Raw genomic sequence first — 12731 nt, forward strand, 5'->3', positions numbered from 1 at the left:
CCAGGCCTACATGCCGCAGACCAACCCAGGAGACAGCGCCTCATGCCAACCGTGACCTACATCGAAAACAACGGCACAGTCCATCGCGTGGACGCGGCCCTCGACCGGAGCTTGATGCAGCTCGCGCTCGATCATTCGGTGCCCGGCATCCTCGGCGACTGCGGCGGCTCGTGCAGTTGCGCAACGTGTCACGGCTACATCGATGCCGAGTGGGCGGGCCGCCTCCCGGCGATCTCGGAGACCGAGGCCTTCATGCTCGAAGGTGTGCCCGAGCCGCGCGCCACGAGTCGCCTCTGCTGCCAGATCAAAATGCGTACGGAACTTGACGGCATCGTGGTGCGACTGCCGGCCGAACAGGTGTGAGTGGTCTGCGGCTGCCGATTGCTCAGGCGAAAGCCATCAGGCATTCCTGCGTGGCGGAAGCAACCAGTCGGCCCCCGAGATCGTGCACGCGAGCTACTGCCAGGCCCCTGCCCCGCGCCGCGCAAGGGCTGGCCGAATCGAAGTGCAGCCATTGGTCCGCATCGAAGGGGCGATGGAACCAGATGCAATGGTTGAGACTGGAGATGTAGAGGCGTCGCTCCGCGCCAATCTCGTGCATATGGCCGCCGAAGCAGCTGAAGTTGAGCCACCAGTCGGACATATAGGCAAAGGCAGACGCATGCATGCCGGGTGTTCGCGGCAGTGCTTGCCGGGCTTTGAGCCAGAAGCGCAGTTGATGCCTCGCGGCCTCGGGTGCCAGCTGCGCATCCATCGCCGGGACGCGGAATTCCATGCAAGCGTTCTCACGCAACGAATAGCCACCGAGCCGGCGCAGCGCGTCTTCCCAAGGCGAGGGCGCCGTCGAGAGCGCGGGCAGGTCGTCTGGCGTGCACTCCAGCGCGGTGGTCGCTGTTTCGTGCGCAGGCGCCTCCAGTGCCACCGCGAAGCTGACCTGTGCGTCGAATACGATGCGCGCGCCCTGCCGACCTCTCACGTGGCGCGAAGAGAAGCGCTTGCCGTCCTGCAGCGCAGTTACCTCGAAATCGATCGCTTCTTCCGGCATGCTGCCCTGCAGAAACATGAACTGCATCGCCGAGGCCACGCGATCACTCGGCACGCTCAGCGATGCGGCCATCAGGGCCTGGCCGAGGCCCTGCCCGCCATATGACCTTCCGTTGAGATTGGCATCCCCATGGCGATTGCGATAGCGGCCGGGCCCTGCCGCTTCCAGACGCAGGAGCGCAGGAAGATCCGACTTGTCCCAAGCTTGCAGGATCGGTGCGCGCGTATCCATGGACAGCACCTCACCGACCGCTGAATTCAGGCTTGCGCTTGGCGACGAAGCTGCGAATCGCTTCCGTGGCATCGGTCGTGCCCGCCGTACGGAACAGGGCCTCGGTCTCGGCGCCCAGTTGCTCCGACAAGGTGGCGCCGAGCGATTCGCGGTACAGGCGTCGCACTTCGCCATAAGCCCGCGTTGGCCCCGCGGCCAAACGTCGCGCGCTATCGAGCACATGTTCATCGAAGCCGTCCAGCGGCACCACGCGGGTGACAAGCCCCCATTCCAAGGCCTCCTGCGCATTCAGAACGCGTCCCTCGAAATACAGTTCGGCCGCACGCCGCATGCCGACCAGCCGAGGCAGGAACCAGGAGTTGGCACCATCCATCGACAGCCCGAGTGCGGCGAAGCCCGTGGCGACACGCGCATTCTCGGCCGCCACCACGACATCAGCGCAGTACAGCATGCCGAGACCGCCACCAGCCGCAGCACCCTGCACGCCGGCGATGATCGGCACACCCAGGCGGCTGAAGGTGCGAAGCGCGTCGTGGTAGGGGCCGGTCATGGCTCGCAGCAGACCGGGCAGTTCGCCTTCCTTAGTGCCGGCGAGGAAAGCCAGGTCGCCCCCCACTGTGAAGGATCGACCATTCCCCAGCAGCAGCAACGCGCGTACCGAAGGATCGCTCGCGCAGCGCCGGGCCGCTTCGCAGATGCCCTCGGCCATGGTCGCATCGATCGCGTTGTGCACCTCGGGCCGGTTCATCCGCAGGATCGCGAGCCCATCGTTCACATCGTATGTCACCGCACTGAGCACACTCGCATTGGTTTCGTTACGGGTCGCATCGCCCCAGCGCGCGCTGTCGGTCAGTTGCGTCAGCCCGGTGATCCGTCCTCCGTCGAAGCTCAGCAGGTGCATGAACTCGGCATCGACCTTGCCGTTGCCAGCCCGCGCCACGCCCAGGTAGCGGCCGTGCACCAGCAGGCGCCCGTCGGCGAGCGACTGAAAGTCGGTGGGCGTCGCCTCGACTTTGAAGTTCTTCGCGATCTTGCCCCAGAAGTTGCGACGCATCGCTTCTGCACCCTGATGGGTGCCGCCCATCTCGAAAGGTAGACCCTCCGTAGCATGACCGATGAAGTCAACGTGCAACAGGCGGTCGAGCGCCGCCCGATCACCTGCTGCCAGCGCCCTATAGAGATCCTTGGCCAATTCATTGTTTTCGGCGTTCATGTGTTCGCGTCTCTCTGTTTTCCGAAAGGGCCAGATCCGATGGATCTTCAAGCGCCTGTCAATTTTAATAAACCGTCACGTCGGTTTATATAATGGAAAGCAGATGAATTGCAAGCGCCAGGACGAATGCCAAAGCGTTCGATGCCGTGAAGGTGCTCGCGATCCGCCGCGAACTGAGCATCATCGGCATACAGGCTGAGACAAGGGGTCAGGATTTCATGGAAGTTGAGTTAATTGCTTTTTCTCAATCTTGCTGACAAATAGATTCTGGCTAGATTGCGACTTGCACCTCTCCAAGAGTGCGTCCATACCGGGCGCACATGAAAAAGCCCGCCAGAGGGCGGGCCTGCGGGGAGCGCAAGAAAAGCTCAGGCCGGCTTGTAGTTGGCGATGCCGTCGGCAACTTCCTTCTTCGCCGCGTCCACACCTTCCCAGCCGGTGACCTTGACCCACTTGCCGGCTTCCAGGTCCTTGTAGTGCTCGAAGAAATGGCTGATCTGCTTGAGCAGGATCGGGTGGATGTCTTCGACCTTCTGGTACTGGCTGTAGATGGGCAGCAGCTTTTCGGTGGGCACGGCCAGCACCTTGCCGTCTACGCCGGCTTCGTCTTCCATCATCAGGATGCCGATCGGACGGCAGGGCACGACCACGCCGGGCGGCAGCGGGAAGGGCGTCATCACCAGCACGTCGACCGGGTCGCCGTCGCCCGACAGCGTCTGCGGCACGTAGCCGTAGTTGGTCGGGTAGTGCATGGCGGTGGTCAGGAAGCGGTCGACGAAGACCGCGCCGCTTTCCTTGTCCACTTCGTATTTCACCGGGTCGGAGTTCATCGAGATTTCGATGACCACGTTGAAGACGTCGGGGGCTTTCTTGCCGGGGCTGACTTTGTCGAGGGACATGGAGGTTTCGCAGATTGGATGAAGAGTGCCCTCGCGGCAAACGCGGAGGGCGGGAGACAGCGCGGAATTCTACTGAGCGGGTGCCATGGCCTTTCGCAACATGCGCAACCGCTCTCTTTTTAAGAGCTAAAAGCCCAGTCCATACCTTGGCTCAAGGCACTTTTTACCGCTGACGGTTCCATACCAGCGCGCCCCACCCCGCTACCTTCGCACCGGCCCTCCAAACGCCCCATCGTCATAGGCCTCGGAGAACGTCCCCCAGTCCGCCTCAACCCCGGCCGCGCAGTGCCGGGCGATCTCGATCAGCTTGGCGCGCCATTTCTGGCGGGCGCCGAAGTCGATCAGTTCGTCGGCGATGGCCGAGCCGCTGCGGCCGCTGCTGCGCAGTTGGCCCCAGGCCAGGCACTGGCCGATCACGGTCACCACGTTCTTCAGGCGCGCCGCCGGGTGGCGGGTGTAGGCCAGCGCCACGCGGTCTTCGCTGGGCTGCAGGCCGCGCAGGACATAGGGCTGGCCGCCCATCTGCACGGGGTGCAGGAAGGCCATGGCAATGGCCTGCATGCGGCGTTGGATGGTGACGATGCGCTGTGCGTCGCTGTCCCAGTGGGGTTGCGCCACGGGCACGCGCGGCAATGGGGATGAGGGCGTGGCCTGCTTCAGGTCCAACAGGTAGTTGGCGTCGGGCGAGCCCTTGCCGCGCACCAGCACGATGTAGCGGTCCACGCCCAGGCTGCCGTTGCCGGCGATACGCCGTGCCACGTCCAGCACGTCGTAGAAGCGCGGTACTGGCTGCGTGGGCGCGAAGTCGCGGAAAAAGTCCATGACCCGCTCGCGCTGCTCGGGCGTGGCGGCCAGGGCCTTGCGGCCGTCGATGCGGATACGCCGGCTGCGCCCCTTCAAGACGGTGCGCGTGTCAAGAAAGGCCGGCCGCTGGCGCGAGCGCACGGCCTGCAGCAGGTCGCCCACCGGCGGTGGCGCGGTTTCACGCTCGACCCAGCGCGCCTTGCCGTCGGCCAGCGCCTGCGCGTAGGCACCCAGAAACACCTGGCACAACTGCTCTGATACCTCGGCGCTGCGCGTGCCCAGGCCCATGCTGTTGCGCCCGACCAGGATGCTGGCCAGGCAGCGCACCACGTCCCAGGTCAGCGGGGCCAGCAGCGCCTCGTCGAAGTCATTGAGGTCGAAATAGACCTGCCGGTTATCGCCCTTGTAGCTGCCGACGTTCTCCAGGTGCAGGTCACCACAGGCCCAGGCCGCCGGCACCTTGCGCAGCACCGGCTCCAGCGGCAGCCTGGCGTAGAACAAATGGCAGGTGGCGCGCAGGAACACGAAGGGGTTGCTGCGCATGTTGCGGTACTTCATGGCCAGCCGCTCGCGCTCGCGCTCGGCGTTGAATTGGCGGATCTGCTTGATGACGTTCATGGCCCAGGTTTCCCGCGCTGTCTGATGGGCAGCGGCGTGGCCATCGTACGGCAGGGCTGGTGCGCAGGCATGTCCGTTGGTTACTTCGTTTTTTATAGCTATTAGCCCAGGCAGGTACTGGGCTACAGGCACTTTTCTTCAAAATTTTTTAACCTGCAGCGCAGCGCGCCCATGCTGCACCGCAGCAGTTATCGCCGCTGCAGAAGGGGTAAGCTCTGTGACCTTTTTCGTTTTCGTTCCCGCTACTTCCTCGAACGCGGCCCGCACGGGCCTCCCCTCCCATGTCCCACCCCCTCTCCGCTGCCGAACAAGCCCTCCGCGAGGCTGCCCGCGAATACCATCGCTCCCCTTCCAAGGGCAAGATTTCCGTCACGCCGACCAAGCCGCTGTCCAACCAGCGCGACCTGTCGCTGGCCTATTCGCCAGGCGTGGCCTACCCCTGCCTGGACATCCAGGCCGACCCTTCGCTGGCCTACGAATACACCTCGCGCGGCAACCTGGTGGGCGTCATCACCAACGGCACGGCCGTGCTCGGCCTGGGCGACATCGGCCCGCTGGCTGGCAAGCCGGTGATGGAAGGCAAGGGCTGCCTGTTCAAGAAATTCGCGGGCGTGGACGTGTTCGACATCGAACTCGCCGAGCGCGACCCGGACAAGCTGGTCGAGATCATTGCCGCGCTCGAGCCCACGCTGGGCGGCATCAACCTGGAAGACATCAAGGCGCCCGAGTGCTTCTATATCGAGAAGCAACTGAGCGAGCGCCTGAACATCCCGGTGTTCCATGACGACCAGCACGGCACGGCCATCATCTCGTCGGCCGCGCTGCTCAACGGCCTGGAGCTGGTGGGCAAGCAGATCGGCGAGGTCAAGGTGGCCGTCTCCGGCGCTGGCGCCGCCGCCATTGCCTGCCTGGACGTGATGGTGGGCCTGGGCGTCAGTCGCTCCAACATCTTCGTGGTCGACTCCAAGGGCGTGATCTACGAGGGCCGCGAGGGCAAGCTCGACACCTCCAAGCAGCGCTACATGCAGAAGACCGACGCGCGCACCCTGGCCGACGTGGTCAAGGACGCCGACGTGTTCCTGGGCTGCTCTGCCCCCGGCGTGCTGACCGCCGAGATGGTCAAGACCATGGCGCCCAAGCCGATCATCCTGGCGCTGGCCAACCCCGAGCCCGAGATCCGCCCCGAGCTGGCCAAGGCCGTGCGGCCGGATTGCATCATCGCCACCGGCCGCTCGGACTACCCGAACCAGGTCAATAACGTCCTGTGCTTCCCCTACATCTTCCGTGGCGCACTGGACTGCGGCGCGACCAAGATCACCGAGGCCATGAAGCTGGCCTGCGTGCGCGAGATCGCCGACCTGGCCAAGGCCGAGACCAGCGATGAAGTCGCTGCCGCCTACCCGGGCCAGGAGCTGGTGTTTGGCCCCGACTACCTGATCCCGACGCCCTTCGACGCGCGCCTGATCCTGCAGATCGCCCCTGCCGTGGCCAAGGCCGCGCAAGAGTCCGACGTGGCCACGCGCCCGATCGAGGACTACGCCGCCTACCGCGAGAGCCTGACCCGCTTCGTCTACCAAACCGGCATGTTCATGCGCCCGGTGTTCAACGCCGCCAAGGCCTCGCTGCAGCGTGTTGCCTTTGCCGAAGGCGAAGACGAGCGCGTGCTGCGCGCGGTGCAAGTAGCCATCGACGAGCAACTGGCCAAGCCGATCCTGGTCGGCCGCCCGGCCGTGATCGAAGCCCGCGTGAAGAAGGCCGGCCTGCGCATCAAGCTGGGCCACAACGCCGAATGCGTGAACCCGGAAGACGACCCGCGCTTCCGCCAGTACTGGGAGGCCTACCACGCCGCCATGGGCCGCAACGGCATCACGGCCGAAGCCGCCAAGGCCGCGGTGCGCCGCTCCAGCACGCTGATCGCCGCGCTGATGGTCAAGCTGGGTGACGCCGACGCCATGCTGTGCGGCCTGGTCGGCCGCTACGACCTGCACCTGGAGCACGTCAACAACGTCATCGGCCTGAAGGACGGTGCCCACGGCTTTGCCGCGCTCAACGCGCTGATGCTGCCCGAGCACACGCTGTTCATCGCCGACACCTACATCAACGAGTCGCCCGATGCCGAGCAGTTGGCCCACATCGCGCTGGCCGCGGCAGAGGAAGTGCAGCGCTTTGGCGTGCCGCCCAAAGTGGCCTTCCTGTCGCATTCCAACTACGGCAGCTCGACCCGGCCGTCGGCACTCAAGATGCGCCGCGCGCACGAGCGCTTCCGCGAGCTGGCGCCGCACATCGAGTCTGACGGCGAGCTGCACGGTGATGCCGCCCTGTCCGAGAAGGTGCGCGCCAGCGCCGGCCTGACCGACAGCGCACTGACCGGCTCGGCCAACGTGCTGATCTGCCCCAACCTGGATGCGGCCAACATCCTGTTCAACGTACTCAAGACCACCAGCGGCCAGGGCATGACCATTGGCCCGATCCTGTTGGGTGCGGCGGCCTCGGCGCACATCCTGACGCCGTCGTCCACCGTGCGCCGCATCATCAACATGACGGCGCTGGCAGCAGCCAAGGCTGCCGCCGCTCAAGCCGCCTCGGCCGCCTGAGCCCGCGCGGGCCGCACGCTGCGGCCCGACGCGCTCCCTTTCATCACGCCGCAGTCTCTGCGGCGTTTTCGTTTGTGGCCGGCGGCAACATCGGCGGGATAACCCTCAGGACGCGTTCTTCAGATATGTCTACAGTTCTTGTATGCAAGTCCTGCAATCAATAACAGATTCCATCCGGAGACATCCATGACCCGCCTTTTCAACTCGCTGTTCGGACGCGTCCTGCTGGCGCTGATCATCGGCATCGCCGTCGGGCTGCTATGGCCCGAGCTGGCCGTAAAGCTCAAGCCCCTGGGCGATGGCTTCATCAAGCTGGTGAAGATGCTGATCCCGCTCATCGTCTTCTGCGTCGTGGTCCACGGCATTGCCGGCACGGGCGACCTGCGACGCGTCGGCCGCGTGGGGATCAAGTCACTGATCTACTTCGAGGTGGTCACCACCATCGCGCTCGGCCTGGGCCTGGTGCTGGCTTTTGTGTTCGAACCCGGCGTGGGCATGAACGTAGACCCGGGCGCACTCGACGCCTCCGCCATGGCCGCCTACTCGGACACCGCCAACAAGCTGGCGGGTGGCGGCTTCAGCGACTTCATCCTGAAGCTGATCCCCAACACTGCGGTCAGCGCGTTTTCGTCCGGCGACGTGCTGCAGGTGCTGCTGTTCTCGATCGTCTTTGGCTGCGCGCTGTCGCTCATCGGCGAGCGCGGCAGCCGCGTGGTGGCGCTGATCGACGACTTCTCTGCCGTGCTGTTCAAGATGATGGGCCTGATCATCAAGCTGGCCCCGCTGGGCGTGCTGGGCGCCATCGCCTTCACCGTGGGCAAGTACGGCATCGGCTCGCTCAAGCAGTTGGGCATGTTGGTGGCCTTGTTCTACGCCGCCGTGCTGGTGTTCGTGGTGGTGGTGCTGGGCCTGATCATGCGGTTCTCGGGCTTCAGCCTGTTCAAGCTGCTGCGCTACCTGCGCGAGGAATTGGCCGTGGTATTTGCCACCACCTCCTCCGACAGCGTGCTGCCGCAGGTCATGGCCAAGCTCAAGAACATGGGCATCCGCGACTCCACGGTGGGCCTGGTGATCCCCACCGGCTACTCGTTCAACCTGGACGCGTTCTCTATCTACATCACGCTGGCGGCGGTGTTCATCGCGCAGGCCACCAATACCCCGATCACCATGGTGGACCTGCTCACCATCCTGGCGATCTCGCTGGTGACCTCCAAGGGCGCGCATGGCGTGCCGGGCTCGGCCATCGTGGTGCTGGCCGCAACACTGCACGCCATTCCCGCCATCCCTGCGATCGGCCTGGTGCTGGTGTTGTCGGTGGACTGGTTCATGGGCATTGCACGGGCCTTGGGCAACCTGATCGGCAACTCGTTGCAGTGGCCGCCTGGGAGGGCGACATCGACCGCGAGCGCGCCCATGCCGTGCTGGATGGCCGCGCCACCGGCCCGGTGAAAGACTGAGCAGCGCTTGCTCTCGCATAGCATTGCGGCCTTCACACCCATGGCAGCACAGGCCCACTGATGACCACTCGCCCCCCGGTGCCGCAGTCGGCGGCACCCAACAGCCAGAACCAGATCGCCCAGCAGGTGGTGGAGTCGATCCTGGCGCAAAAGCTCGCGCCCGGCGAGCGCCTGGGCGAGCAGGATTTGGCCGATCTCTTCCACGTGAGCCGCACCCTGGTACGCGAGGCCTTGATGCAGTTGCAGGCGCGCGGCTTCGTCGAGGTGCGGCCGCGGCGCGGCTGGTACGTGGTGGAGCCCTCAGTGGAGGACGCGCGCGACGCCTTCTCGGCCCGCCGCATCGTGGAGTCGGGCATCCTCACCCATCCCGGCCGCCCCCTGCAAACGGTGGTGCGGCGCCTGCGTCAACACATCAAGGAAGAGCGGCAAGCCATCCAGAATGCCGATGCCGCCACGCGCTCCTTCCTGCTGGCGGACTTCCATGTGTGCCTGGCCGAAGCCATGGGCCACCGCAGCCTGAGCGCCATCCTGCGCGACCTCACCGCCCGCACCACCTTGGCCGCCACGCTCTACCAGTCGCAGCACGCGGCCAGCCAGTCATGCGCCGAGCATGCGGCCATCCTGCAGGCGCTGGAGCAGGGCGACCTGGCGCTGGCGCGCGAGCGCATGCTGGACCACATCGGCCAGGTCGAACAGGCCCTGAACCACGATCAGCCCCGCACGCACGACCGGCTGCGCGATTCCCTGGCACCCCTGGCCGGCATCCGCGGCACCTCGGGCTGAGGGGCCTCTTCTAAAATAGGCGCCTGGTCACCGGCTGGTGACCAGCAAAGCTCGGCATCGCGCCGCCGCGGTCCTCGCGGCAATCTGCGCATCGATGCCCCTGCCCCCTGTTGCAGCGGGTTTGCACCTGCGGGCCATCGGCCTCGCGCCCTCCTCCGCGCTGCGCCTGCAGCACGTCTTCTTGTTCCCCCATCTCTACAGGAGCCCCTTCCAGGATGCGTATCTCCCTTGCTTTGCCGGCCGGCCTGGCCACCCTCTTCACGCTGGCGCTGCCAGCCTCTGCGCAATCGAACATCTCCGTCAGCGGCTATCTCGACGCCGGCGTGTTCCGCGACTTCGACAAGACGAACAAGGCCGGGACCATCCAGCGCAGCAATCTCGCATTCAAGGGCAGCGAAGACCTGGGCGGCGGGCTGGCGGCAACGTTCAGGCTGAGCACCCGTTTTGAGCTGGACACCGGCCTGCCCGAGGGCGCGGGCTTCAAGCCGTATTTCCAGGACGAGTCCACCGTGGGCCTGAAAGGCCCCTGGGGCCAGTTGCGCCTGGGCCGTGCGCTCAGCGCCATGTGGGGCCAGGACTATCTGTTCGATCCCTGGGCCAACTTCAACCGCATCGCCTCACCGGCGTGGCAGTTCTGGCACGCGCTCACCCCGACCGACCGCGCCAGCAACAACGGCACGGCCGAGTACGGCCGCATGGCCAATGGCGTGTTCTACGACTCGCCCGAATGGTCCGGCTTTGCCCTGCACCTGAGCGCATCGCCTGAACGCACCACCGCACCGGGCCGGGACGGCCGCGCGCACTCGGCATCGCTCAACTACAGCCGGGGCCCGGTCACAGCCATGCTGGCGCATGAACGCAATGGCAGCGGTGACCGCGACGTGTTCGTGGGCGGCAGTTACGACTTCGGCGCACTGTCCGTCATGGGCGCCTACGACGTCTCCAGGACGGGCGACACCGCCGACAAATCCCGGGCCGCGACACTGGGCGCTACCTATACCGTGGGCGCCACCGCGTTCAAAGCCGGCTACGGCCGCCAGCGGCTGAACGCAGCCACGCACAACTTCGCCTCGCTCGGAGCCGAATACGCGCTCTCCAAACGCACAACCGTGTACGCCAGCCTGGGCCAGCAGCGTTACGCCGCCGTGCCGTCGCGCACGGCCTTCGGCGTGGGAATGGGACACGCGTTCTAGTGTCGCGTCAAGTGTGATGTGACGGGAGTGCGCGAAGCCATCGGCGTGCAGCGCAAGGCGTAGGCCGCAGCCCAGGCTGAAGCCTGGGCAAGGACTGCAACGCGGCGATGCGCGGTGAGGGCAAGTGCACGCCGGCAGATCATGCTTGACGCGACACTAGTGTCGCGCCAACCAAAGAAAGGGCGATCCCTGATCCGCCTGCCGCTGCGCTCCTCGGCGCATCCCGAGGGGGCCCGGGACAGCCACGCGGGCCATCACTGCGCTCGGCCCGGCTCCTGCCGTCAGCAAGACACAAGAACTACCGAACAGATCACGAGACTTTGAAAGGGATGGTTCTTGGAACGTGCTCACATCACCGCGCCCAATTGCCAAGGCAGGAACTCGTTGTCACCCAGCCCGTTCTCTTCGCTCTTGCTAGGCTGGCCAGATGCCGTGGCGATCATGAGGCGGAACAGTGCTTCGCCAGCCTCGGCGATGCTCTGGCGGCCATCGACGATGCCGCCGCAATCAAAGTCCATGTCCAGGCCCATGCGCTTGAACATCGGCGTGTTGGTAGCCAGCTTGAGCGATGGCGTGGGCTTGCAGCCGTACGTAGAGCCACGGCCGGTGGTGAAGCAGATCAGGTTCGCGCCGCCCGCCACCTGGCCGGTGGCAGACACCGGGTCGTAGCCCGGCGTGTCCATGAAGACCAGGCCCTGCGTGCGCACGGGCTCGGCGTACTCGACCACGTCCATCAGGCCGGTGGAGCCGGCCTTGGCCACGGCGCCGAGCGACTTCTCCAGGATGGTGGTGATGCCGCCCGCCTTGTTGCCAGGCGATGGGTTGTTGTTGAGGTCACCGCCGTGCAGCGCCGCATAGCGCTCCCACCAGGCCAGGCGCTGCAGCAGCTTGTCGGCCACCGCAGCCGAGGCCGCGCGGTGCGTCAGCAGGTGCTCGGCGCCATAGATCTCGGGCGTTTCCGACAGGATGGCCGTGCCGCCGTGCTGCACCAGCAGGTCTACCGCCGCGCCCAGCGCCGGGTTGGCGCTGATGCCGGAATAGCCGTCTGAGCCGCCGCACTGCAAGCCCACGGTCAGATGGCGCAAGGGCACCGGCTGGCGCTGCACCTGGTTGGCCAGCTCCAACATCTGCGCCAGCAGCAGCTTGCCCTGGGCAATCGTCTCGCGCGTGCCGCCTTCGTCCTGGATGGTGAGCGTGGCAAACATGCCGGGGTCACGCGCGGCCAGCATCTCGACCAGCGGCGCAACCTGGTTCACCTCGCAGCCCAAACCGATGACCAGCACGCCCGCAAAGTTGGGATGGTCGGCATAGCCACGCAAGGTGCGCTGCAAAAGCTCCAGACCTTCGCCGCTGCCGCCCATGCCGCAGCCGCTGCCATGCGTGATCGCCACCACGCCATCGACCTGCGGGAACGCGGCCAGCGCGTCGCCGCGAAAGGCATCGGCAATGTGGCGGCAGACGGTGGCCGAGCAGTTGACGCTGGAGATCACGCCCAGGTAGTTGCGGGTGGCCACACGGCCGTCAGACCGCACGATGCCATCGAAGCTGAGTGCATCCGGCGCCAGCACCGTGGGCCGGTAGCCCGCACCGGCCGCATGCGCATGGCTGGAAGCCGCCATGCCTACGTTGTGCACATGCACATGTTCGCCGGGCGCGATGTCTGCCGTGGCAATGCCAATGCTCTGCCCGTATTTCAGCACGGGTGCGCCAGCCGCAATCGGCAGCAGCGCGATCTTGTGGCCCGAGGGAATGGCTTGGCGCACCGTCACCGAGCGCTCACCCACTACAAGCAGCAGGCCGGCCTCCAGCGCATGGCGCGCCACGGCCACGTTGTCGGCTGCGCCCAGCTGAATGGCGGAGGGAAGGGCTTGGTTCTCGGTAGTCATCTGCGGGG

At 65.8% G+C, this 12731-nt stretch carries 9 protein-coding genes and 1 pseudogene; 5 read left to right on the top strand and 5 right to left on the bottom strand.

What is annotated here, in order from left to right; all coding sequences use genetic code 11:
* Positions 1-42 precede the first annotated feature (42 nt).
* Entirely contained in the window at positions 43-363 is a 321-nt protein-coding gene (locus tag AAFF27_16220) for a 2Fe-2S iron-sulfur cluster-binding protein (protein ID XAH21561.1), read from the top strand.
* A gap of 22 nt (positions 364-385) precedes the next feature.
* On the opposite strand, the gene AAFF27_16225 is transcribed toward AAFF27_16220, so the two are convergent.
* The 4 genes from AAFF27_16225 to AAFF27_16240 all read right to left on the bottom strand — a co-directional run bounded on the left by AAFF27_16225 (position 386) and on the right by AAFF27_16240 (position 4810).
* Positions 386-1276, bottom strand: a complete 891-nt coding sequence (locus AAFF27_16225; protein ID XAH21562.1) for an acyl-CoA thioesterase domain-containing protein — start codon at positions 1274-1276, stop codon at positions 386-388.
* 10 nt (positions 1277-1286) lie between these two features.
* Positions 1287-2489, bottom strand: coding sequence for an enoyl-CoA hydratase-related protein (locus AAFF27_16230; protein XAH21563.1), 1203 nt, complete (start codon positions 2487-2489; stop codon positions 1287-1289).
* A gap of 368 nt (positions 2490-2857) precedes the next feature.
* Positions 2858-3388: an inorganic diphosphatase gene (ppa, locus tag AAFF27_16235; GenBank protein XAH21564.1), complete on the bottom strand. Its 531-nt coding sequence runs from the start codon at positions 3386-3388 to the stop codon at positions 2858-2860.
* Between the two features lie 201 nt (positions 3389-3589).
* Positions 3590-4810, bottom strand: a complete 1221-nt coding sequence (locus AAFF27_16240) for a DUF2252 family protein (GenBank protein ID XAH21565.1) — start codon at positions 4808-4810, stop codon at positions 3590-3592.
* A 281-nt stretch (positions 4811-5091) separates the two neighbouring features.
* Here AAFF27_16240 and AAFF27_16245 point away from each other — a divergent pair, with 281 nt between their 5' ends.
* The 4 genes and pseudogenes from AAFF27_16245 to AAFF27_16260 all read left to right on the top strand — a co-directional run bounded on the left by AAFF27_16245 (position 5092) and on the right by AAFF27_16260 (position 10837).
* The gene (locus AAFF27_16245; GenBank protein ID XAH21566.1) at positions 5092-7404 is read left to right on the top strand and encodes an NADP-dependent malic enzyme; all 2313 of its coding nucleotides are present in this window, start codon (positions 5092-5094) and stop codon (positions 7402-7404) included.
* A 186-nt stretch (positions 7405-7590) separates the two neighbouring features.
* Positions 7591-8861, top strand: a pseudogene (locus AAFF27_16250) (C4-dicarboxylate transporter DctA).
* A 60-nt stretch (positions 8862-8921) separates the two neighbouring features.
* Positions 8922-9644, top strand: coding sequence for a GntR family transcriptional regulator (locus AAFF27_16255; GenBank protein ID XAH21567.1), 723 nt, complete (start codon positions 8922-8924; stop codon positions 9642-9644).
* A 215-nt stretch (positions 9645-9859) separates the two neighbouring features.
* A complete protein-coding gene (locus AAFF27_16260; protein XAH21568.1) occupies positions 9860-10837 on the top strand; it encodes a porin in 978 nt (325 codons plus the stop codon).
* 347 nt (positions 10838-11184) lie between these two features.
* Here AAFF27_16260 and AAFF27_16265 read toward each other — a convergent pair whose 3' ends face one another.
* Entirely contained in the window at positions 11185-12723 is a 1539-nt protein-coding gene (locus AAFF27_16265; GenBank protein XAH21569.1) for an altronate dehydratase family protein, read from the bottom strand.
* Positions 12724-12731 lie beyond the last annotated feature (8 nt).

It is taken from the genome of Xylophilus sp. GW821-FHT01B05 (genome assembly GCA_038961845.1).
Lineage (GTDB): Bacteria > Pseudomonadota > Gammaproteobacteria > Burkholderiales > Burkholderiaceae_C > Xylophilus.